The sequence below is a fragment of the Streptomyces sp. NPDC020917 genome, assembly GCF_044333795.1.
Taxonomy (GTDB): domain Bacteria; phylum Actinomycetota; class Actinomycetes; order Streptomycetales; family Streptomycetaceae; genus Actinacidiphila.
In genome coordinates, this window is sequence record NZ_JBIRRR010000003.1 from 185,561 (window position 1) to 207,533 (window position 21,973).

Genomic DNA, 21,973 nt, shown 5'->3' on the forward strand with positions numbered 1-21,973 from the left:
CGAGGGTGCGGGGTCCCGCCAGTGATGGCCGGACCCCGCCTTCTCAGCCGCGCCCGAGAAGGCGCTTCCACAGCCGCCCGGCGGACCTCGCCTCCTGCGTGCAGGTGCAGCGCTGTGACGCCGGGACTCCGGCCAGTACCTGGTCGACGTGCATGCCGCAGCCGCGATAGGTGAACTTGTGGCACTTCCGGCAGGTGGCTCGCTGGCACATGGTGGTGACTCCTTCGGTTCCGTTGGTTTCTGTTGGGTGCTGTACGTTGCTGTTGGTTTCGTGGTGCGCGGGGTCGGTGGTCAGAGGACCGCATCGCCGAGCATGAATGCCGCGACCGCGAGCAGGACGACGGCGAAGATCCGCCGCAGCGTGCCGCCCGAGACCTTCGCGGCGAGGCGCTTGCCGTCCCAGGCCGCCAGGACGGCCGCTCCGGCGAACGGCGCGACCAGCCCCCACCGCAGGTCGCCTCCGGTTCCGGCGCGGGCGGCGAGCGCGGCGAGGGAGTTGACGGTGATGACCAGCAGGCTGGTGCCCACGGCCTGCCGCATCCGCAGGCCGAGGACGCCCACCAGGGCGGGGACGGCCAGGAATCCGCCGCCCACGCCCAGGAACCCGGTCACCGCACCGAGTCCCGCGCCCGCCCCGGCCGCCTTCACCGGCCGTATGCCGCCCGGGAGTTCGGGGGTTGCGGGCCGCAGCATCCGCAGTGCCGCCAGGGCGGCGACGGCGGCGAAGCCCGCGGTGAGCACCGCCTGCGGGAGGTGCCCGGCCGCGGCGCCGGCCAGCACCGCGGGGACGATGCCCGCCGCGGCGAACAGCGATCCCGTCCGCCAGGCCACGTTGCCGTCGCGGGCGTGTGCGGCCAGCGCCGTCGCGGACGTGGCGGTGACGATGATCAGGCCGGCGGTGGTGGCGGCGGCCGGGGTGAATCCGAGGAGGTAGATCATGGCCGGGACGGCCAGGACGCTGCCTCCGCCGCCCAGCGCGCCCAGTGCCGAGCCGACGACGGCCCCGGCGGCGAGGGCGAGGATCAGTGCGCTCACGCCGTCGCGCCGGTGTTCCCGTGCTCGCCGACGACCGCGTAGCCGGCGGCGGCCCACGCGTTCATGCCGCCCTCGACGTCCGCCGCGTCCGCGCCCCGTCCCACGAGGAGCTCCACCGCGTGCTGCGAGCGCTGCCCGCTGCGGCAGATCACCACCAGGGGGCGGTCGCGCGCGGCCTGCGGCAGCGGGGCGCCGGCGATCAGATCCGTCAGTGGTGCGTGCACCGCGCCGGGGGCGTGTCCCTCGGCCCATTCCGCGTTCTCCCGCACGTCCAGCAGCACCGCCCGTGCGGGGTGTCCGCCGGTGCGGGTGTGCGCTTCCTGGACGGGCAGGCGCTCCCTCCTGCCGGGGATGTGGGCCATGGGGCTAACTCCTTTCTGCCGGTGACCGGGTTCGGGTCAGCCGGTGGTGATCGTCAGGCCGGCCTCGGCGGCGGCCTCGAAGCCGTCGTCCATGGCGATCACGTCACGACCGGCCGCGTGCAGCAGCGACGCGGCGATCGCGGCGCGCGTCCCTGCGGCGCAGTGCACCCAGACGGTGCCCTCGGGGACGTCGCCGGTGCGGCGGTGCAGCTGGTGGACGGGGATGTGCGTGGAGCCCTCGATCCAGCCCTTCGCACGTTCCGAGTCGCGGCGCACGTCGAGCACCACGACCTCGTCCGGGTGCTGTGCCGCGAGTCCGGCGAACGTCGAGCGAGGGAAGGACACCGGACGCTGCCCGTCGGGCACCCACCGCTGCGGTCCGCCGGTGGCGGCGGCCACGGGGCGGTCGATCCCGACCCGGACGAGTTCCCGCTGGGCGGCGGCGAGTTGCCCGGCCGACTCGGCGAGCAGGGTGACCGGCTTGCCCCAGGGGATCGTCCACGCCAGATACGTGGCGAGCTTGCCCTCCAGCTCGAAGTTGAACGAGCCGGCCACGTGTCCTTCGGCGAAGGCGACGCGGTTGCGCAGGTCGACGACCCACTCGCCGGCCGCGAGCCGTTCGGCGATCTCCTGCGGGTCGGCGGGTTCGGGAGCGGTCAGGTCCACCGGAGCGGGACCGGCCGCGTTGATCGGGCCCATGTGCGCGTAGTAGGCGGGAACGTCGTCCAGGCCGTCCAGCAGGTCGGCGACGAAGGTGTCCACGTCCGTGAGGAGGGCGGCGTTGCCGGCTTTCTCCTTGGCGATCGTGGTGGTGTCGCCGTCGGCCTGAGCCGAGGAGCAGAAGCTGCCGAAGCCGTGGGTGGGCAGCACCGAGGTGTCGTCCGGCAGGGCGTCGGCGAGCCGGTGGACGGACGCGTGCTGGGCCCGCGCCAGGCGCTCGGTGAGGCGCGGCTCGACCAGGTCGGGGCGTCCGACGGTGCCGATGAGCAGTGATCCGCCGGTGAAGACGGCCGCCGGACGGCCGCCGTCGCTCATGACGTAGGCGGTGTGGTGCGGTGTGTGGCCGGGGGTCGCCACGGCCGCCAGCGCCAGGCCGGTGTCGATGTCGACGGTGTCGCCGTCCGCCACCGGTACGCGCGCGTAGGACACCCGCGCGCCGGCCGGGACCAGATACCTGGCGCCGGTGATCCGCGCGAGCTCCTGCCCGCCGGTGACGTAGTCGTTGTGCAGGTGCGTCTCGACGACGTGGGAGATGCGCACGCCGCGTCGGGCGGCCGCGGCCAGCACCCGGTCGATGTCGCGCGGCGGGTCGACCACGACGGCCGCCTGCTCGCCGCCGGCCAGATAGCTGCGGTTGCCCAGCCCCTCCAGCTCGATCGTGTCGACGAAGAACACCTGGACGCTCCCTTCCGAAATTACCCCCCGGGGTATTCACTCCACCGTAGCAGAGGTACCCCCGGGGGTATTTTCCCGACCCTCGCCCCGGGCAGGGGTCAGTCCGTGCGGGCGGGGCCGAGGTGACGGGTATCGCCGAGGGCGACGACCTGGCGATTGTGGAAGAAGTCGTCCTCGCGCAGCGTGGTGATGCTGCCGGAAGGGGCCCGGAAGCTGGCGTAGCCGACCGCGTCGATCGGCATCTTGATCCAGGACGCCACGACGAACGTCAGGGAGCCGCCGTGGGTCACGATGATCTGATGCCCGCCGGGGCTCCGCAGGATCTCGTCCATGGCCGCGTAGACGCGCTCGGCGAGCTCCGCCTTGGTCTCGGCACCCTCCACGCCCTCGTCGTGGTCCAAGCGCTCCCCGGCAGCCGGCGGCGGGACGAACCGCCGGTCCAGCCATTCCTGCGGTCGTCCCCCCGCCTCGCCGTAGGACTTCTCCCGCAGCCTGCGGTCAAGGATCGGCTCCACGCCGAACAGCTCGGCTATTTCCTCGGCGGTCCGCCGGGTGCGCCGCAGGTCCGAGGAGAACAGTTCCACCTCGGCCCCGTCCGGGATCCGGGCCCGCAGCGCCTGGGCGATGGAGACCGCCGCACGCACGCCTGCGGGCGTCAGCTGCGAGTCGTGCCATCCGCCGACGACTCCCTCGACGTGGTGCGTCGACTCGGGATGGGTGACGACGTGAAGAGTGCGCATGAACGCGTGCCTCCTGCAGAAGGGGTGTGGTCAGGGACGCCGCGGCAGCCCCACATGCGCCACGCCCTCGGCTCGTTGGGTCAGATACGCCAGCACACCACCCGCGGCCACGCCGGCAATCGAGATCACGGGGTCCACAGGTCTGCCGCCATGGCCGGCTCCTACCAGCAACTGCCCACCGGCCGCCGACGATCCCGCGGAGACAGATCACTTGCCCCGAATGCCCGGCGTCCCACTGCGACCGGCGCAATACGGGATCGGGAAAGCGATCCACGAAAGTCCCACGCCCGCCTCCGCTTTCACTTTCATGGATTTCGCACCCCGATGGATCATCACGCTGCGCAGGGAGGCAATGGCGCCGGGTGAACGCGACCAAGATGCCGTCAGGCGTGGTCCCTTGCGGTCTTCGGCTCAGAGGAAACTCAGATGTTCCCGCCCTTGGGCCCCGCCTTTGCCGACAATGAAGGGATTTACCACCCTCGCCGGTCGCACCTGTGCACCGGATAAGGCTTCTCGATCAACTGTTTGGTGTACCGTCTGCGCCTGAGCAGGGACCCCGACCAGTAATCGACCCCGGGGCGCCGTGCTTTCGGGGGCGTTTGTGTCATTCCTTGGGGGATGCGCATCCGGGCTCGACGGCAGTCGTGCGGTTGCCGCCGTGCCCCGTCACAGACGTCTACGCAGGGAGTTCGCGGGATGATCAGGGGAATGGTGCAGGCCCCCCGCAGACGGGTCGTCGTCGCGGCCGGGGCCGTGCTCGGGTTGCTGCTGACGGCGGCGTTCGGCTGTTGTCTGGTCGCGCCGGCCGCCTGCGCCGCGGCGCCGCCCATACCCGGGTCGCCGCTCGACGCGTACAACCAGCACGTTCCGTACGACTCTGGCGTTCACCAGATCGCGCGGCTGGTCGCCCTGATCGCGTACGTCCTGATGGTCGCGACCGTGGTCCTCGGCGTGATGCTGCGGCTGCGGTTCATGCAGCGGTCCGTCAACCGGGCGACCTTCTACGGGGCCCACATGACGCTGGCGCTCTCGGCGATGATCTTCGGCGCCATCCACGGTCTGACGTTCCTGTACCAGCCGATCTGGCGGATCGGCTGGACCCAGTTGGGCGTTCCCTTCGTCGGGGGCGTCCAGCGGGTGCCGGTCGGGTTCGGCATCGTCGGGACGGAGCTTGCCGTCGCGGTGGCGTGCTCGGTCTGGCTGCAGCGCCGCCTCGGGTACCACCGCTGGCTGCGGATCCATCAACTGGCCTACGTCGCCTTCGCGTTGATCTGGCTCCACATCTTTCTCGTGCACCCCGAGCCGCGCCACTTCAACCCGGTGTCGGTCGGCATCGCGGCGGGCGCCGCAACGGTTCTCCTGGTCTTCCTGATCCGTCTCCTCCCCTCGCGTTCCCGGTTGCGGCAGCGGGCCTTCCCCGACGGTGCCGGAGCGGTCAGGTGACGCACCCCTACCCCGGAAACCCGGCCCCGCAGCACCTTCCCGTCACCAGGGCGCCGCACGCCCCCGTTCCGGGACAGGGTCACGGGACTCCTGGGCCCACCGTGTACGCGTCGCAGCCGGTCATGCCCCAGCAGCCGCGCCCTGCGATCGAACTCCGGTCCGCGACGGAGCCGATCAGGGCCGACTCGTTCGATCTGCCGCGCCCCGCGCTCGTGGCCGAGGACGAGCCGGTCCGGATCAGCGTCGACAACAACCGCTGCCACATCTACGGGATCTGCCAGCAGGAGGCCCCCGAGATCTTCCGGATCTCCGAGGGCGGCTCGCTGCACTACACCCGCGGCGTGCCGGCGGAGTTCGCCGCCCAGGCGCGCCAAGCCGTGCGCTGCTGTCCCATGCAGGCCATCCAGATCCGGGGCGGCGCCGGACAGGTCACGAGGACTGACCGCGGGCGCCCGCTGCGCAGCGGGAAGGCGTCCAGGGCGGGGCGCAGGAGGATCGTCGTCGCGGGTGCCGGGCTGGCCGGCCTCAGCGCGGCGACCCGCCTGCGAGAGCGCGGATTCGACGGGGAACTCGTCCTGGTCGGCGAGGAGCCGCACCGCCCGTACAGCCGCCCGCCGCTGTCCAAGCAGTACCTGTCGGGTTCCCTGGGCGACGAGCAGCTCACCTTCCGGGCCGACGAGGGCCTCGACGCCCACTGGCTGCTCGACACCCCGATCACCGGACTCGACGTCGCCGGGTCGGCTCTCGAACTGCGCGGGGGCGAGCGGCTGCCCTTCGACGGCCTGGTCGTCGCCACCGGGGTCGACGCCAAGCGGCTGCCCGAGGCACCGGTCTTCAGCCAGCGGGTGCGCACGATCCGCACGCTGGCCGACGCCGCGGCGATCCAGCGGGCGATGCGCACGGCGCAGGCGCGCCATGTGGTGATCCTCGGCGGGGGATTCATCGGCTGCGAACTGGCCTGCACCGCCCGCGAACACGGCATGGACGTGACTCTGGTCGTGCACAGCGCGCCCTTGCTGCGGCGGGTCCTCGGCGAGCGCGTCGGCTCTGTCGTCGCCGGCATCCAGCGCCGGGCGGGCGTGGACGTACGGCTCGGTACGCGGATCACCGACTGGCAGGACCACGGCGACGTGCTGAGGCTGCGGCTGGACGACGGTGAGGTACTCGACTGCGACTTCGTCGTCCTCGGCCTGGGCAGCCATCCACGCACCGAATGGCTGCGCGGCAGCGGTCTCGAGGTCTCCGACGGGGTGCTGTGCGGGCCGACCTGCCATGCGGTGGACGGGTGGGGCCGCACCATACCGCACATCGTCGCCGCCGGCGACGTCGCCCGCTGGCCGAACCCCCGCTTCGACAACCGGCCCCGCCGTACCGAACACCTCATCCACGCGGTCGAGATGGGCCAGCACGCCGCCGACGCGCTGCTGCGCGGCCCGGATCGCGCCGCACGTTTCGCCCCCGTCCCGCGCTTCTGGTCCGAGCAGCACGGCACCCGCATCCAGGCCGCGGGGATCCCCGCGCTCGGCACCGACGTCGAGATCGTCGAGGGGTCCCTGCGCGCCGAGCGCTTCGTCGCCCGCTACTCCCGCCGGACCCCGTACGGACCGCAGATCGTGGCGGCAGTCGCCTTCGACATGCCCGTCGAACTCCTCGCATACCGCGACCAGATCGGCCGCTCCCTCCCGCGCACGCGCGACGCCGGCAGAAGGAAGAGACGATGAGCCGAGGTGGATACCCGCGCAGCCGCCGAGCCCGGCGCGCACCGTCCGGCGGGCTGCTGGCCTGGGCCCTCAGCCTGCCCGCGCGCCTGCACCTGCGCTGGCTGGTGATCCTGCTCGTGACCGCGGCCGTGATGGGCGTCTACGGCAGGGTCCTCCTCGACGCCTCGCCCATGCCGCCCGGCAAGGCCCCGGCCACGGAGTCCGGAACGGAGCACGGCTCCGAGCCCGCGTCGGTGCACACGCCCAGGGCCACGCCCAAGGCACAGTCCAAGGCCGGCAAGGCAGCAGCACGGCAGTCCCGCCCGGCCACCCCGCCCGCACGGTAGGCGGGACCGCGCCCCAGGTCCGTGATCGACGGCGGGGACGCGACGCGGACGGTGCTCATACCGGGGTCGAGGGCGCACGGCGGTGTGGATCAGGCGAGTTCGCGGGCGAGGGCCGCGTAGACGTATTCGCTGCTCCAGTCCGTCCCGTCGAGGTCGTTCTCGACGAGGTGGGCCTCGCGGCGCATTCCGAGGCGCTCGCACACCCGGATCGAGGCGGCATTGCGCGTGTCGAGGCGGGCGAAGAGACGGTGGGCGCCGAGAGTGCCGAAGGCTGCTGCCGCCACCGCTCCGGCTGCCTCGGTGGCGTACCCCTTGCCGCCGTGCTGCGGGTGGAAGACCCAGCCGATCTCCACTTGGCGGGCGCGGGCGTCGGCCAGTTTGAGGACGATCTCGCCGATGGGTTCGGGGGACTCGATGCGCCGGACGGCCAGTACCAGGGAGTCGCCGGCGTTCGCCCAGGGGCTGCCCTGCGAGATCGCGTCGACGACCTCGGCGGTGCGCTCCCGGGTGCGCGGCGGACGGTAGAGGTAGCGGGCGACTTCGGGGAGGCCCTGATAGGCGTGCATCGCGTCGACGTCGTCGGCGGTGAAGAGGTCGATGCGCAGGCGGTCGGTGTGCAGCGGCCAGATGGTGGGCGAAGTGGGCTCCGGCCAGGTGGGACTGCGCCCGAGGAGGCAGAGGATCGCGTCCAGCGGCGTGCCGTGGGAGTCAGTGCCCGGGTACGGGATGCGGGGGGCGAAGGCTGAGCCGGGGGCGTTGCGGGCGGGACCGTCGGGGACCGCCCGGGCCACGGCGAGCGCGGCGTCCAGGAGTTGGGGGCCGAACTCCACCGGGATGTCCAGACTCTGCGCCACGTCCCAGGCGTGCACCACGTAGTCGAGCAGGTGGAAGCCGACGGCGAGAGCGCCGGGGAAGGTCCGTTCGGGGTGGAGCTCCGGCAGGAGGAAGGACCGTTCGAGGACGCCGGGTTCGGCGAAGGCCGTCAGGACGTCGTCGGCGGCGGCCATGTACGCGCCGGCAGGGTCGGGCTCCTCGGCCTGGGGCCGCCACGCCTCCAGGCTGCCCCCTCCCTTCGCGGCCGCCGCGAACCCCCGATGCTGCGCGGTCATATGGGCGAGCAGGTCGCGCAGTGTCCACGCGGCGCACGGAGTCGGCCGGTCGAGATCGGCCGCGGTCACCCGCGCCACCACGTTCTGGCTGGCGCGCACTGCTTCGGCGTCGAGCGTGAGAAGTCTCCCGATATTCGTATGCATGCGCTTACGATCTACTCGGACACATCATCTGTCAACGCGGATTATCATGCGGTCATGACGGACGAAGACCGGAGCCGCGATCTCGCCGCGATGCTCCACCCCCTGCTCAACTCCCTTGTCAGCGCGGAACAGCCGATCCTCGCCGCGCACGGCGTCTCCATGTGGGGCTACGCGGTGCTCGGGGCACTCGGCGACGGCCCGGTGCGCACGCAGGCGGCGCTGTGCGAGATCATCGGCGCGGACAAGACACGCATCATCACCACCCTGGACAGGCTTCAAGCAGCCGGGTTCATCTCCCGGTTGCCCGACCCTGGCGACCGTCGCGTCCGCCTCCTGTCCATCACCGAGCAGGGGCGCGAAGTTCTCCGGTCGGTGCGGGCCGGAATCCGCTCGAGCGAGGACCGCATGCTCGCCGCGCTCCCGGCCGCCGACCGCCGCGGCTTCCTCCGCGCGCTGAATGCCCTGACCGGCGCGGCGGACCTCAAGGACGGTTCGTGAAGGTGGTCGGCGGCCGGCTGCGTTGCCGTCGCGGACCGCGGACCATGCGCCCACCCCGTGGCGCGGGCGCGGCCCTCACTCGTTGCGTGCCGTCTCGGGCCCCGTGGTCCGCCGGAGCAGGGGCATCGTGGAGGCGATGACGCCCAGCGAGGCGGCGAGCCCCGCGAGCACGATCACGTAGTACTCGGCACCGGGCGCGCGGATGGAGTACTGGAACTGTGCCTGCACGAAGAGTTGGGCGGCCAGGAAGCCCGTTCCGATCGCCACGACCGCGACCACCAGGAGCGGCACCGCGCTCTCCAGCAGGACCACCCGCCGCAGCACCGCGAGTTGCGTGCCCGCCAGCCGCAGGAGGCTGAAGGGGCGTCTGCGGTCGCGCAGGCCGCCGGCCACGCTCACCGCCAGGCTGCAGCCGGCGATGGGGAAGCTGACCAGGACGACGACGTCGGCGAGTTGCTGGTATCCGGCGAGTTCCGCTCCGCTCTCGGCATGGTCCTCGCGGACCGTCCACGGAACGTCCTGGTCGGGGTACGCGTTCGCGAGGACGGTGCGCGCCGTCTCGATCGCCGACGTCGATCCGTCGGTCGCCACGGCGATCTGCTGGACCGGGAGGCGGGCGAGCCGCTGGGCGGAGAGGGCGGCAGCGGGCCATGCCGCGGGCCAGTGCTCCCGGGAGTACGTGCCGAAGAGGGTGTAGTCCTCGCTGACCGAGGCCACCGCGGCTCCGTCGGCGCACGCACGGTAGGCCGGCATCGTCGAGAGTTCGGCGCACGAGGCCAGGCCGGCGACCGGCGGCGCCCCGGCGTTCGGAGGGCCGTACCAGGTCGGGTCAGGGGTGCGGAGCGGGTTCGTGTGGATCATCACGACGCCGTTCACACCCGGTACGGAGTTCAGCTCCCGGAGCGTGTCCGCCGTGAGGGGGTGGACGCTTCCGACCGTCTCCCCCGACGATCGGTCCAGCCCGTGGACGTAGCTGGCCGCCAGGACACTGCCGACCGCCGGTGTGCTCTTGGGGATGCCCCGCTCGGCATTGAGCGAGCCGATGACCCCCACGGCCGTGCTGGTGACGCACAGCGCGAGGACCAGCCCGCTGACCGCGCGGAAGCCGGCCTTCGGGTCGTCCGCGAGCCGCCGCCCCGCGACGAGCAGCGCCGGCCGGCTGGTGAGCCTCGCCAGGAAGCGCGCCCCCGCCATGGTCAGCCAGGGACCGGCGATGACGAGGCCGAGGAGGACCAGCAGGATGCCCGGGACGAAGACCAGGATCTGGCCGTTGGTGCTCCTGGGCACCCGGCCGATGGTGTACGACAGTTCGGCGATGCCCGCCGCCAGCGGGATCAGCCGGAAGGCCCGCGGCGGGCGGGGGGTGACGCGCCGGGTGACGCCGAGCGGGGAGACCCGTACGCGGCGCAGCGCGAGCCGGGCCGCGACCGCGGCGCCCAGGGGCACGCCGAGGGCGACGAGGAGGACGTCGGGGGCCCGGAGCGCGATGTCGGCGGCGAAGAAAGGCGTGCGCGTGAGGTTGACCGCCGCCAACTGCGTACGGAACAGGAAGAAGAGAGCGAAGCCCGCGGCCGTGCCGAGGACCGCCGCGACCGTCGATTCGACGGTGGCGATCAGCGAGACCTGCCGCGGTGTGGCGCCCACCAGGCGCATCGCGGCGAAGCGCTGCTCGCGGCTGGCGGCGGCGAGCCGGGTGGCCGTGCCGATGAGGATGAGCACCGGGAAGATCAGGGCGGTTCCCGCGACGGACAGGATGAGTTTGACGCCCCTGTTGTCGATTCCGGCCCTGACCGTGCAGTTGGTGCCGTCACATCTGCTGGGGGCGACCGTGGTGAGGGCGTTCACCCGCGTCGCACCGGGCTGCTTCGCGAGCTGTGCCGGGTCGTGGCCGATGACGACGAGCAGGGAGTCGGGCCCGGGCAGGGCCGCCGCGCCGATCGTGCCGGCTTCGTGCCCGGGGTAGCGGTCGGCGAGTTCGGCCGCCGGGACGGAGTGGAGGAGCTTGCTGAGGGCCGGCGACGCGTAGAACTCGCCCGGCCCGGGGAGGCGTGGAATGCCCGGTGGAACGGGGGACTTCGGGCCGGTGGCGGCGACGTCGACGCGGCCGACGATGTCACCGTCGAAGTGGTCGGCCCGCAGGAGCCACCACAGGGGGTCGGTCGCGGCCGGCTCGCCGGCCGCGCTCGTGCCGGAACCGGTGTTGAGCCAGGCGTTCCGGCTGTTCTGGGTCGCGGTCGCGTTGATGGCCGCAAGGATGCTCAGCAGGAGGCCGACGCCCAGGGCGACGGCGGCGGCGATGACGGCGAGGCGGGCGGCGGCCTCCCTGCCGCCCCTGAGGGTGAGGCGCAGGCCGAGGCGGATCACGAGGCGACCGGTCCGACGGTCAGCGGCGTCACCTTGCCGTCGCGCACGACGACCTCGCCGTGCGCGTAGGCGGCGACCCGCGGCTCGTGGGTGACGAGGACGACGGTGGTGCCCTCCTCTCGTACGGAGTCGACCAGCAGGTTCATCACGTGTTCGCCGGTGACCGAGTCGAGGGCGCCGGTCGGCTCGTCGGCGAACAGCACCGCGGGCCTGGTGACCAGGGCGCGGGCCAGCGCGACACGCTGCGCCTGACCGCCGGAGAGCTCCCCGGACCTGCGTCCTTCGAGACCGTCCAGGCCGAGCCGCCCGAACCACGACCGGGCCTCGGCCAGCGCGCTCGCCCTGCGGGACCTGGCGAGCAGCAGCGGCAGGGCGACGTTCTCCTCGGCGGTCAGCTCCGGGACGAGCTGGCCGAACTGGAAGACGAAGCCGAAGCGGTCCCGGCGCAGGGCGCTGCGCTCGGTCTCGCGCTGGGTGTCGACCCGGCGGCCCTCGAACCAGATCCCGCCCGCGTCGGGTACCAGGATCCCGGCCAGGCAGTGCAGGAGCGTGGACTTGCCGGATCCGCTCGGGCCGGTGACGGCGAGGATCTCGCCGGCGGCGGCGGAGATGCTGGCGCCCTGCAGCGCGGGCGTCTGCCCGAACGACAGGACGGCGTCCCGCGCTTCGACCAGGGGCTCCTCATGTGAACTCATGAGCGCACCTCCGCCGTCAGCGCGCCGAGACGCGCAACGGTCTGGTCGATCCACCGCAGATCGGCCTCCAGGTGGAACACCCCGTGGTCGGCGAGCAGCGCGTCGATCGTGCTGCCCGTCCGGCGCAGCAGGGTCAGCTGCCGCATCCGCTCCATGTGGGAGGCGCGCTGGATGTCGAGGTACACCCGCGGGTCGCGCTCCAGCAGGAGCGCCAGCACGACCTTGGTGAACAGCACGGTCTGCATGTGCGGTTCGCCGTCGACCGGCTCGGTCAGCCAGGTCTCGACCTCGGTGACCCCCAACTCGGTGATCACATAGCGCTTGCGGTCCGGCCCGGAGCCGGGCCGGGTCTCGCCGACCTCGACCTTTCCGTCGCGGGCGAGCCGGCCCAGGGTCGAGTAGACCTGCCCGGCCGGCAGCGGCTTGCCCCGCCCGAAGTAGGTGTCGTAGTCGCGCTTGAGGTCGTATCCGTGACTCGACTCCCGTTCGAGGAGTCCGAGGAGCGCCAGAGGAACGGTCATACCCCAGTATCTACACTCAGTATCTACTCGGCGTCAACTGATCCCCCCCTCGCCACATCGGCCTGCTCGTAGGCGAGTTGGCCACCGGTGGGATTGCCGCGACGGCGGCCGGGCCGCCGAGGGGCCAGGGACCGCCGCCCTGGCGGCGGCCGGGACGAAGCGGTGGTCCTCGGCCAGTGGGCATGGCCGTCCCGGGTGGTCCCGCACCGCTCGTTGGCCGGATGCCGGCAGATGCTGTCGGCGACCGCCGCCGCGGGAAGCCGGCGCGGGTGTCGATCCGGCGTGTCCTGATACGGAGCGGGGCGTCGGACCCGTGCCGTCGATCGCGCGGGTCGCGCCCTTCCCCCGCAATTCCTGGCAGTTGGGGCCGGTAGGCGAATGCCGTGAAGCGCCCACGGCATTCGCCGGGCAGTTCGCTGCCAGGCCCGCTCAATTCCGGCACGCCGTCCGGCCGTTCAGCGGTTACCGCTTCGTGCGGCGGCGGCCGGCTCTCGTGATGGCGTGATAAGCGTCAGCGAGACGGCAAAGGTATTCGGTGTCGCTGCTCAGGTCGTGGCCGCCCGATGCGGTGGCCTCGGCGGAAAGCAGCGGAATGCCCTTTGCGCGGGAATGCAGGGCCGCTGAGATCCGGGCGGCTTCCCGCTGGTCGTCCTCGATCCCGCCGGGATCGGATTCGCCGATGGGGAGGTAGGGGCGTATCGCCAGCAGACCATCGCGGATTTCGATGACGCGCCGGTACAGCTGAAGTCGAGTGGGGAAGAGCGTTCTCCCCTGCAGCAGACCGGGGGGTTCCAGCGCGATGGCCGGTTCGGCCTCGTACAGGGCTGACCACAGCGGGGCCAGTCGCCGGTAACGCCGGTAGCGGCGCATCCACTCGGCGATCGCCGGCATCGCGACCCCGGCAAGCACCAGGAGATGGGCCGTTGTCGGCAGAGCCTTGCTCATCACGTAGCCCCTTCCCCAGGGGAAGTCGATCGGGGCCCGGGCGGAGATCGCGACGACGGTTTTGCTGACCATGTAGCAGGCCGCCGCGGCGACTCCGGCCACGACCAGGCCGAGACCGAGACCCAGTGCCCGGTCCGGCGCTTGGCGCGCGTCCCGCAGGCAGAGCCGGGCGATGACGGTGAACTCGGGCATCAGCGCCACGGCATAGGCGATGCAGTACTCCATGACCCAGGGAGACTGCGGGTACAGGTTCGGGGTGAGCGCGAACAGGAGCGCCATCGCGGCGCCGGCAGCGACCGCCCACGCCGTGTGCGCGCGTGCCCGTGCGTCGTCGCCGCGCAGCCGCAGCAGGATCTGGGCCCCTGCCCAGACGGCGGCGAGCATGGCGACGTGGCCGACGAACCGTTCGACGCCCGGTGAACCGACGGCGTGAGTGAAGGTGAGAGCGGCAGGGGTGAGTGCCGTCTGCGAGACGGCGAGGCCGAGCACGCAGAGCCGCACGAGCCGACGACCTGGCGCGGGGCCCGGCCGTAACCACAGCAGTATCCCCCAGGCGAGCAGGGCCGGAGCGTAGTTCCGCACCGCCTCAGCCACGGTCGCGACCGTTCTCCAGGGCGGACCGCAGCAGGCCGGCCACGGAGTCGTCCTGGTCCGCCGGGCGGACGTGCTGGCCGAGCAAGGACGCCAGGAACTCCGCCTCCTGCTCCTCGACGCTCGAATAGCCGGTGCGGCCCAGCACCCGGCGGACCATGTTCGGGTCGAGGCTGGGCAGCAGGATTCGCGCCTGCTCGGCGGGGCTGAGCGTGACGGGGAAGTGGTCGCACAGCATGTGCCCGATCTCGTGCAGCACGATGTGGTTCTGATGGGGCACGGTGGTGTGCTGCTCGTATGCGATCAGGTCAGCGGTATCGGTCGCGATCCACAGCCCGCACACGTCGAACAGGTCGGGCACGGGCAGTTGCCTGATCGGCCGCCCGCGCCGCGCGCTCAGTTCGGCGCACAGCGTCGGGACGTCGAACGGGTCCGGCAGGTCCAGGTCCCGGAGCACTTCGGCGCAGCGGCGCCGCACCTTCCGCCGGCTGACCCCGTTCATCGGTCCGCGTCTCCCGGGGGGTCGGGCAGTCCTTCGAGTTCGCGGACGCGGTCGACCATGTCGCTGATCGCTTCGAGGCTCTTTGCCGACAACCCTCGTGCGCGCAGGGCGATGTGCCGCACCGGCGCGTCGCGCAGTGCGCTCAGCAGCGCGAGTTGCGCGTCGATGCGCTCGGCTTCCGCGTCGTCGAAGAAGTACGCCGGAGGTACGCCGAAGAAGGCTGCGAGAGCTTCGAGGTGACGTTTGGTCGGGTTGTCACGGATGCCTTTGCGCAACTGCCACAGATAGGTCGACGAGATGGTGGGGCCGCCCTGGGCTTTGATCGCCTCGGCGACCTCGTCGAACGTGTATTCGTTGCCGCCGGACGGACGCACCACTCCGAACAAGTGATCCAGCTTTGTCGCCAACGCGCCTCTGGCGATGCCATCTGCCATGCGCGGATTCTACTCGGCAACTGAGATGAGACGAGACCGGCGACACTCATCCACCTCAGTTGACGGGCTCGGCCCGTGCCCGTTACTGTCGTCCCGTCCCGGCCAATCATCCGGGCGGCATCCGGCGGCGGTCCTCGCGTCCGGTCGCGGATGCCAGGTTCGGTGCCTGCCATCGGGAACACGGGGAATGCGCAACACCCGCCCTGAGCGGTTTTCTCCAGGTGCGGTCGTCCTCCCAATCCTCCTCATTTCCCTCACACGATGGTGGCCACCTGTCCCCTGTTCACTCATCAGCGGCGCTTTGTCGCATCGGAACACACCGAGGGAGACCGAGTTGATGAAGAAGGTTGCCGCCGTGAGCGCGGCCGTTTTACTGGGTTGGGGACTGAGCAGTGCACCGGCGAGCGCGGCGTCGGCCTATGTGCACTTCCAGAACGTGGCCACGGGCGACTGCCTGGACTACCGGGCCGACTACGGGCCCTACGCGACGGGGTGCAACGGGGGCGCGTACCAGACCTGGCTGATCAACAACACGGCCTTCGAGCTCTCCGAACTGCGGCAGAACGCCGGTGACCGGCTGTGCATGGTCGCCCGCAACGGCCTGGCGACGATGAAGCCCTGTTCGTCCAGCGACAAAGCGGCCCTGTGGGTTCTGGCCCCCACCACCGCGGGCTTCGAGCTGATCAACAACGTGACCAACACCTGCCTCGGTGAGGGATCGGGGAGTCCCGCCCTCGTCCAGCTCGTCAAGTGCACGGGCGGCAACTCCCAGCAGTGGCAGCTCGAATCCTGACCGTTCGACACCTCGTGAGTGCCGGAGACGGTCGGAACCGTCGTGGGCGCTCACGAGGCATCCGACTGATCCGTCCGCCAGCTGATCCGTCCGCCGGCTGCCCTGCTCGGGGACGGCCGGCGACCGCGGGCACCGGTCCGCATCCACGCCGGCCGCCGGGCGGCTCCTGATTCCCGGTGGTGACACAGCCGCCGGACCACCTCACAGGCATCTTTCGGGGGAATTCCATGCGCCGTTCCATCGCGTCCGCCGCCGCGGCCGTCGTTCTCGCCGCCGCCCTTGTCGCGTGCGGCGGTTCGGGCGGTGGCAGCAGTGCCGACGCCGATCACTCGAAGGGTCCCGGCTCGGGCTTCGGCCTCAATCCGGGCGCGGGGCAGAGCACGGACGACACGTCGAGCGACATGCCCGTCCCCGACCCCACCACCACGCGGCCGACCGTCGGCAAGCTCGGGGACACCCTCACCCTCGAGGGATCGCCCGGGACCAGCTTCGGCACCGTCCTGGTCGACATCACCCTCAACAAGTACGAGGACCACGCCCAGCCGGCCATGGGCTACTTCGGGGCTCGCAACGGGCAGCGCCTGGTCGCGGCCCAGTTCACGATCGTCGGCAAGGGCGACACCGCCTACACCGACAGCACCGGATACGTGGGCGCGAGGGTCGTCGACGACCAGGGGCAGACGCACAACTCCAAGCCCGGCACCCCCACCGCGGGCGAATCCTTCCCCCTCATCCTGAGCGTGAAGCCAGGCGAGAAGGCCACCGGCTGGGTGATCTTCGACGTGCCGGAGAACGCGAGGATCACGGGCGTCCAGTGGGTGATGGACCCGATCGCGGAGGGCTTCGGCGACAGCAAGCCGGAGGGCAAGGGCAGGTGGAGCCTCAACTGACGGGCGGGGGCCGGTAGTTCCGCCACCGGCAAGAGGATCAGCGGTTTCGGGTCGGCGGAGCGCCCAGCAGGCGGGGCGCAGCCCGGGCGGGGAGGGGCCCTATGCGAGGGACTTGGCGGCGGCGCGGATGACGTCGAGGACCGCCTCGGGCTGCGAGAGCATCGGGACGTGGCTGCTGTCGAGGCTGACGGTCGTCGCCCCCATGCGCTCGGCGCCGGCCCGCTCCAGGTCCGGGTTCACGGTCCGGTCCTGGTTGCCCACGATGTACCAGCTCGGCTTCGTGCGCCAGGCGGTACCCGGCACCTGCTGGTCGAAGATGTCGGCGACCGGCACCGCGCCGGTCGCCAGCACCAGCTTCTGCTCCTGCGGCGGCAGGTCGCCGCAGAAGTCCCCGATGCCCGACTCCTTGAGGTAGACGCGGTTGTCGGCGATCTCGATGTGCTCGAACACCGGCGTGCGCGCGAACTTGTCCTGCTGCTGCTGCGAGGTCTCGTCCTCGTCCGGCGCGAGCGCGCAGATGTACACCAGCGCGCCGACCCGGTCGTGGGTGCCCGCCTTGGTGATCAGCGTGCCGCCGTAGGAGTGGCCCACGAGCACGACCGGGCCGGGCACGTGGTTGATGGCGCGGGTCACGCACGCCACGTCGCCTTCGAGCGAGTCGAGGCCGTGCTGCGAGGCGAACACCTCGTGGCCCTCGGCCTGGAGCGTGGGGATGAGCTTGGCGAAGCACGAACCGTCCGCCCACAGACCGTGGGCGAACACGACACCAGCCTTGCCGGCCATGTTTTGCCTCCTACGTGACGCTGTGCAATGAACACGCCGTGCCATGAAGAGCATGTGGTGCGGATCCCCCACCGCCTACTCTGCGCCGTGATTTCGCCTGCCGCTCGCCCGGCCGGTCCGGCGGCTGCGCCATGCGGGTCACTCCCGGGCCACCGAGGCACCCGGGCAACGGGGGCTGGCCGGCCGGGTGGGCGTGGGTGGCGCCGCACTCGGGGCAAGTCGCAGACGGTCCGCATCCGAGCTCCTGGCATCTCGAACCGGGGGAAACGAATCGTTCCGGCCCGGTCCGGGCGAGGACCGCTGGTGCGGGCCCGGGCGGCGAGCCGGGGGGCGTCAGCTCACGCGGGCGCGGCGCGTCCGTGCCCGTGCCCGTGGTCAGCCGGGCCTGCTGACGGCCCGCCAGCAGGCGCCGGCGATCTCGTCGAGCTGGTCCCCGGTCAGCTCGATGCCTCCGGCGGCGAGGCGCACGGCCGGGCTGAGCGACAGCTCGTAGAGCACGTCGACGGGGAACGGGAGCAGCCGTGCGGCGACGTCGGGCACCGCGACCTGGGCCAGCAGCGGGTCGTCCTTGTTGGCGAGGGCGGACGCGTGGGCGGGGCCGCGGTACGGGGAGTGCTCCACCTGCAGCAGGAACTGCGCGTGGTTCGGGTTCGCCTTCAGATAGCGGTAGCAGGCCAGCCACAGGGCGTGGAAGCGCTGTTCGGCGGAGAGGTCCGGGTCCAGGCCCGCTGTGGCGGCGACGCCGAGGGCGGCCTTCGTCTCGCCGTAGGCGGCCAGCACCAGCTCGTCCTTGGAGGCGTAGTAGGTGTAGGCGGTGCCGGTGGCCACGCCGGCCTCGCGGGCGACGGCGCTCATGGAAGCGCCGTGGAAACCGTTGCGCGCCACCAGGGTGCGCAGGGCCGCACGGACCGCCGCCGCCCGGTCGGTCGGCGCCGCCATCACGCGCCGGCCGAGGCGGGGAGATCGAGCGCGACGCCGGTTTCGCGCTCGGACACCGCCCAGAGCTTCGCGACGGCGTGGTCCATCCCGAGCCTGCGCAGGACCGGCTTGCGGACCGGGGCGCCGTTGTTGACGAACACCGGACCGTAGAACTCGCCGCCCTTGGCCGCCGGGTCGGTGGCGGCGCGCAGCTGCGACAGGGCGCCGTCCTCGGCGGACATGCCGGTGTGCCGGGCCATGGCGTGGAAGAACCGCTGCGAGGCGCCGCCGCCCGAGCCCTGCACACTGACCGTCTGCAGGTCGGTGTCGGACAGGCCGGGGTGCGCGATCAGGCTGGCGGTGGACGCGCCCGCGCGTTCCAGTGCGCGCTGCAGCCCCAGCCCGAAGTGGTAGTTGGCCAGCTTCGCCTGGCCGTAGGCGCGCCACGGCCCGTAGCGGCCCTTCAGGTGGGGGTTGGTCACGTCGACGGAGCGGCCCATGTGGTGGGCGGTGCTGGTGACGGTCACGACGCGGGATCCGGGTGTGCGCAGCAGCGCGGGCAGCAGGAGCGCGGTGAGTGTCCAGTGGCCGAGGTGGTCGACGCCGAACTGCATCTCGAATCCGTCGGACGTCCGCGCCTCGCCGATGCCCATCACGCCCGCGTTGTTGACCAGGAGGTCGAGACGGTCGCGGGCGGCCAGGATCTGCCGCGCCGCCTCCTTCACGGACGCCTGCGAGGACAGGTCGAGTGCGACCAGCTCCAGCGAGGCGTCCGGGACGGCCGCCCGGATCTCCTCGACCGCGGCGGCCGCCTTCTCCTGGTTGCGCACGGCCATCACGACATGCGCGCCCTTCACCGCCAGGTCCCGCGCGGTCACCAGCCCGAGCCCGCCGTTGGCGCCGGTGACGACGGCCGTACGGCCGTGCTGGTCAGGGATGTCGGTTGCGGTCCAGCTCATGACACACCTCCGAATGAATGTTCATTCAGCCTACGTCGCACACTCCCGTCCGGCAAGCCGGGCGGCGCGGTCACGGCGACCCGGGCGGCAGCCCGGGCCCGGCAGGCCACCCGAGCCGGTGGTCCACGCCGCGCCTCCGCGTGCCCATGCGCGGCGGGCGGCCGGACGCCGCGACGGACTCTGGTGCGGTCCACGGCTGCCCCGGGGAACCCGGGCGGCCCGGGTCAACGGATTGCCCGTGAACGGTCAAAGTTTCCCCTGGGCGACTGACGTACCTCTGTAGACGAACGCGCTGCTCAACCTCCGGTTCGGGGGTTCGGAGCGGCGTACCCGCTGGTGAGAGCGCTGCCCGTGTTCTATTGACCGGGTCACGCCAATCTGCTTCTCTGTCGCCACGGCGCACCCCCACCACCCCACCTGCCGGATCGTCAGCACGTCCCTTCGCAGCCGGTTCCGCCCCCGTCGGGAGCCCCGCCAGGGCTCCGCGGATCGCCTCGTCATGTCCCCGCTCGGCCGGTTCGCCGGTTCGGCGGACATGTCCGCTCCACCGCGCGTCCCCCCTGCCCGGACCTGCCAGGCCCGGAGCCGCCTCACCCGGCAATGCAGCCCCGGTGTCCGCCGGGGCTGTCCCGGTGCGTCTTCTCCTGTCCCTACGTGCGGATCAGCGCTGCCCACCGGCAGCCGAAGTCCGTAAAGAGAGGTTCCTCCATCCATGGGTGAATCCCCCCGCCGCGGAGCGGCCCGAGCAGCCTTCACCGGCCTCGCGTCGCTCGCTCTCGTCACCGGCGCAGCCTTCGCCGCCGCACCCCTGGCGGCAGCCGCACCGGCCCCGGAACCGGCATCGGCCCCGGTCTCCGCCCCGGCCTCCGGTCATTCGGTCGCCAACCCCTACAGCCCGGCCTACGACCACGCCTACCGGCACGGCGTCGTACCGACCCTCCAGCAGAACGCCAAGATGAAGTCGTGGGCCGCCGCTCAGGCGTCGCCCGCGGCGACCGGCCCGGAGACGCTGTCCTACGGCGGCGGCATCGACGGCATCGGCGTCCAGAGCGGCCATTCCAAGGTCTACCTGGTCTTCTACGGCACCCAGTGGGGCACGCAGAGCACCAACAGCAGCGGCGACGCGACGTTCTCCGGCGACCCGGACAGCGCCGCCCCCGCGGCCCAGGAGATGTTCAAGGGCATCGGCACCGGCAACGAGTTGTGGTCAGCGGACCTCACGCAGTGGTGCGACGGTCCGAACGTCTCGACCGGCGCGACCAGTTGCCCCTCGAACGCCAGCTTCGTCCCGTACCAGAGCGGCGGCGTGCTCAGCGGCGTCTGGTACGACAACTCGGCCGCGTCGCCCAGTGCCGCCTCCGGGCACCAGCTGGGCGTGGAGGCCGTGAAGGCGGCCAGCCACTTCGGGAACACCACCGCGGCGGCCAACCGGGACGCGTACTACGTGATCCTGTCCCCGCACGGCACCAACCCGGACAGCTACCAGGGCCAGTACTGCGCCTGGCACGACTACAACGGCGACACCACCCTCACCGGCGGCGCCGTGTCGTCGACCGTCGGCGACGTCGCCTTCAGCAACCAGCCGTACAACATGGACTCCGGTGCGGGCTGCGGCGTCGGGTTCGTCAACTCCCCCGGGACCCTTGACGGGTGGACGATGACGCTCGGCCACGAGTGGCACGAGATGATGTCCGACCAGAATCCGGCGGGCGGCTGGACCAACCACACCGGCAGCTCGTACGACGGCCAGGAGAACTCCGACGAGTGCGCCTGGATCAACCCCGGTACGGCGGGCGGCGCGGCGAACGTCAGCATGGGCACCGGCACCTTCGCCGAGCAGGCGAGCTGGTCCAACGACACCAACGCGTGCGCGATCTCGCACGCGATCGTCGGTGGCGGCAGCACGGGCAACACGGTCACCGTGACCAACCCGGGCAACCAGAGCTCGACGGTCGGCACCGCGGTGTCGCTCCAGGTGTCCGGCACCGACTCCGCCTCGGGACAGACCCTGACCTACAGCGCCACGGGCCTGCCGGCCGGGCTGAGCATCTCCTCCAGCGGCACGATCACCGGCACGCCGACCACGGCCGGCACCTCCAGCGTCACCGTCACCGCCAAGGACAGCACGGGCGCCTCCGGCAGCACGTCGTTCACCTGGACGGTGAGCACCACCGGCGGCGGCTGCACCGGAGCCGGCCAGAAGATCGGCAACCCGGGATTCGAGACCGGCACCGCCGCGCCCTGGACCGCCAGTTCCGGCGTGATCGACAACTCCTCCGGTGAGGCCGCGCACTCCGGGAGCTGGAAGGCCTGGATGGACGGCTACGGCAGCACCCACACCGACACCCTGTCCCAGTCCGTGACCATCCCGTCCGGGTGCTCGGCGACCTTCTCCTTCTACCTGCACATCGACACCGCCGAGTCCGGCAGCACGGCCTACGACAAGCTGACCGTGCAGGTGGGCAGCACGACGCTGGCCACCTACTCCAACGTCAACGCGGCCAGCGGCTACGCGCTGAAGTCCTTCAACCTGTCCAGCTACGCCGGGCAGACGGTGACGCTCAAGTTCACCGGCACGGAGGACTCCTCGCTCCAGACGAGCTTCGTGGTCGACGACACGGCGCTCAACGCCTCCTGATCCCAGGCGCGTTCGGCACGGTCGCGGGGGGGGGGGGGGGGGGGCCCCGCCCCCCCCCCCCCCCCCCCCCCCCCGCCCCGCCCCCCCCCGCCCCCCCGGGGGGGGGCGGCGGGGGGGCGGGGGGGGGGGGGGGGCGCCCCCCCCCCACCGCGGCACGGGCAGGACCG

General features: G+C 71.9%; 22 protein-coding genes. 7 read left to right on the forward strand and 15 right to left on the reverse strand.

Going from position 1 to position 21,973, the window contains the following annotated elements; genetic code table 11:
- Positions 1 to 43 precede the first annotated feature (43 nt).
- The 5 genes from ACH4TG_RS08120 to ACH4TG_RS08140 all read right to left on the reverse strand — a co-directional run bounded on the left by ACH4TG_RS08120 (position 44) and on the right by ACH4TG_RS08140 (position 3,532).
- Positions 44 to 211: a hypothetical protein gene (locus ACH4TG_RS08120; protein WP_398241342.1), complete on the reverse strand. Its 168-nt coding sequence runs from the start codon at positions 209 to 211 to the stop codon at positions 44 to 46.
- Positions 212 to 291: 80 nt separating this feature from the next.
- Positions 292 to 1,035, reverse strand: a complete 744-nt coding sequence (locus ACH4TG_RS08125; protein WP_398241343.1) for a sulfite exporter TauE/SafE family protein — start codon at positions 1,033 to 1,035, stop codon at positions 292 to 294.
- Entirely contained in the window at positions 1,032 to 1,397 is a 366-nt protein-coding gene (locus ACH4TG_RS08130; protein ID WP_398241344.1) for a rhodanese-like domain-containing protein, read from the reverse strand. The genes ACH4TG_RS08125 and ACH4TG_RS08130 overlap by 4 nt, the downstream gene beginning before the upstream one ends.
- Positions 1,398 to 1,433: 36 nt before the next feature.
- The gene (locus tag ACH4TG_RS08135; RefSeq protein ID WP_398241345.1) at positions 1,434 to 2,792 is read right to left on the reverse strand and encodes a rhodanese-like domain-containing protein; all 1,359 of its coding nucleotides are present in this window, start codon (positions 2,790 to 2,792) and stop codon (positions 1,434 to 1,436) included.
- A gap of 98 nt (positions 2,793 to 2,890) precedes the next feature.
- Positions 2,891 to 3,532 carry a histidine phosphatase family protein gene (locus ACH4TG_RS08140; RefSeq protein WP_398241346.1) on the reverse strand — a complete coding sequence of 214 codons (642 nt, stop codon included), beginning with the start codon at positions 3,530 to 3,532 and terminating at the stop codon, positions 2,891 to 2,893.
- Positions 3,533 to 4,240: 708 nt separating this feature from the next.
- Here ACH4TG_RS08140 and ACH4TG_RS08145 point away from each other — a divergent pair.
- The 3 genes from ACH4TG_RS08145 (at position 4,241) to ACH4TG_RS08155 (ending at position 7,022) form a co-directional block, all read left to right on the forward strand.
- A complete protein-coding gene (locus ACH4TG_RS08145) occupies positions 4,241 to 4,975 on the forward strand; it encodes a ferric reductase-like transmembrane domain-containing protein (protein ID WP_398241347.1) in 735 nt (244 codons plus the stop codon).
- Positions 4,976 to 5,097: 122 nt separating this feature from the next.
- Entirely contained in the window at positions 5,098 to 6,696 is a 1,599-nt protein-coding gene (locus ACH4TG_RS08150; RefSeq protein ID WP_398241348.1) for an FAD-dependent oxidoreductase, read from the forward strand.
- A complete protein-coding gene (locus ACH4TG_RS08155) occupies positions 6,693 to 7,022 on the forward strand; it encodes a hypothetical protein (RefSeq protein WP_398241349.1) in 330 nt (109 codons plus the stop codon). Before ACH4TG_RS08150 ends, ACH4TG_RS08155 begins: the two co-directional genes overlap by 4 nt.
- A gap of 89 nt (positions 7,023 to 7,111) precedes the next feature.
- Here the strand turns inward: ACH4TG_RS08155 and ACH4TG_RS08160 are convergent, their stop codons facing one another.
- Positions 7,112 to 8,275 carry a TIGR03086 family metal-binding protein gene (locus ACH4TG_RS08160; protein ID WP_398241350.1) on the reverse strand — a complete coding sequence of 388 codons (1,164 nt, stop codon included), beginning with the start codon at positions 8,273 to 8,275 and terminating at the stop codon, positions 7,112 to 7,114.
- A gap of 54 nt (positions 8,276 to 8,329) precedes the next feature.
- Between ACH4TG_RS08160 and ACH4TG_RS08165 the strand changes: the two genes are divergently transcribed.
- Positions 8,330 to 8,773: a MarR family winged helix-turn-helix transcriptional regulator gene (locus ACH4TG_RS08165; protein WP_398241351.1), complete on the forward strand. Its 444-nt coding sequence runs from the start codon at positions 8,330 to 8,332 to the stop codon at positions 8,771 to 8,773.
- Between the two features lie 75 nt (positions 8,774 to 8,848).
- Here the strand turns inward: ACH4TG_RS08165 and ACH4TG_RS08170 are convergent, their stop codons facing one another.
- From ACH4TG_RS08170 to ACH4TG_RS08195, 6 genes are all read right to left on the reverse strand, one after another.
- Positions 8,849 to 11,137, reverse strand: coding sequence for an FtsX-like permease family protein (locus ACH4TG_RS08170; RefSeq protein WP_398241352.1), 2,289 nt, complete (start codon positions 11,135 to 11,137; stop codon positions 8,849 to 8,851).
- The gene (locus ACH4TG_RS08175) at positions 11,134 to 11,832 is read right to left on the reverse strand and encodes an ABC transporter ATP-binding protein (protein ID WP_398241353.1); all 699 of its coding nucleotides are present in this window, start codon (positions 11,830 to 11,832) and stop codon (positions 11,134 to 11,136) included. Before ACH4TG_RS08175 ends, ACH4TG_RS08170 begins: the two co-directional genes overlap by 4 nt.
- Positions 11,829 to 12,353 (reverse strand): PadR family transcriptional regulator, encoded by a 525-nt coding sequence (locus tag ACH4TG_RS08180; protein WP_398241354.1) that lies wholly within the window; start codon positions 12,351 to 12,353, stop codon positions 11,829 to 11,831. Before ACH4TG_RS08180 ends, ACH4TG_RS08175 begins: the two co-directional genes overlap by 4 nt.
- A gap of 462 nt (positions 12,354 to 12,815) precedes the next feature.
- A complete protein-coding gene (locus tag ACH4TG_RS08185) occupies positions 12,816 to 13,892 on the reverse strand; it encodes an MAB_1171c family putative transporter (protein WP_398241355.1) in 1,077 nt (358 codons plus the stop codon).
- Positions 13,885 to 14,391: a hypothetical protein gene (locus ACH4TG_RS08190; RefSeq protein ID WP_398241356.1), complete on the reverse strand. Its 507-nt coding sequence runs from the start codon at positions 14,389 to 14,391 to the stop codon at positions 13,885 to 13,887. Before ACH4TG_RS08190 ends, ACH4TG_RS08185 begins: the two co-directional genes overlap by 8 nt.
- Complete coding sequence (locus tag ACH4TG_RS08195) at positions 14,388 to 14,825, reverse strand: helix-turn-helix domain-containing protein (protein ID WP_398241357.1); 438 nt, start codon at positions 14,823 to 14,825, stop codon at positions 14,388 to 14,390. The genes ACH4TG_RS08190 and ACH4TG_RS08195 overlap by 4 nt, the downstream gene beginning before the upstream one ends.
- A gap of 337 nt (positions 14,826 to 15,162) precedes the next feature.
- Between ACH4TG_RS08195 and ACH4TG_RS08200 the strand changes: the two genes are divergently transcribed.
- Both ACH4TG_RS08200 and ACH4TG_RS08205 read left to right on the forward strand, forming a co-directional pair.
- Positions 15,163 to 15,618 (forward strand): RICIN domain-containing protein, encoded by a 456-nt coding sequence (locus tag ACH4TG_RS08200; protein WP_398241358.1) that lies wholly within the window; start codon positions 15,163 to 15,165, stop codon positions 15,616 to 15,618.
- A gap of 227 nt (positions 15,619 to 15,845) precedes the next feature.
- A complete protein-coding gene (locus ACH4TG_RS08205) occupies positions 15,846 to 16,508 on the forward strand; it encodes a hypothetical protein (RefSeq protein WP_398241359.1) in 663 nt (220 codons plus the stop codon).
- 99 nt (positions 16,509 to 16,607) lie between these two features.
- On the opposite strand, the gene ACH4TG_RS08210 is transcribed toward ACH4TG_RS08205, so the two are convergent.
- From ACH4TG_RS08210 to ACH4TG_RS08220, 3 genes are all read right to left on the reverse strand, one after another.
- On the reverse strand, positions 16,608 to 17,291 hold the full coding sequence (locus tag ACH4TG_RS08210; protein WP_398241360.1) for an alpha/beta hydrolase: 684 nt from the start codon (positions 17,289 to 17,291) through the stop codon (positions 16,608 to 16,610).
- Between the two features lie 375 nt (positions 17,292 to 17,666).
- Positions 17,667 to 18,230 (reverse strand): TetR/AcrR family transcriptional regulator, encoded by a 564-nt coding sequence (locus ACH4TG_RS08215; protein WP_398241361.1) that lies wholly within the window; start codon positions 18,228 to 18,230, stop codon positions 17,667 to 17,669.
- Entirely contained in the window at positions 18,230 to 19,168 is a 939-nt protein-coding gene (locus tag ACH4TG_RS08220; RefSeq protein WP_398241362.1) for an oxidoreductase, read from the reverse strand. The genes ACH4TG_RS08215 and ACH4TG_RS08220 overlap by 1 nt, the downstream gene beginning before the upstream one ends.
- A 712-nt stretch (positions 19,169 to 19,880) precedes the next feature.
- On the opposite strand from ACH4TG_RS08220, the gene ACH4TG_RS08225 reads away from it, so the two are divergent.
- Positions 19,881 to 21,806, forward strand: a complete 1,926-nt coding sequence (locus tag ACH4TG_RS08225; RefSeq protein ID WP_398241363.1) for a putative Ig domain-containing protein — start codon at positions 19,881 to 19,883, stop codon at positions 21,804 to 21,806.
- Positions 21,807 to 21,973: the final 167 nt, after the last annotated feature.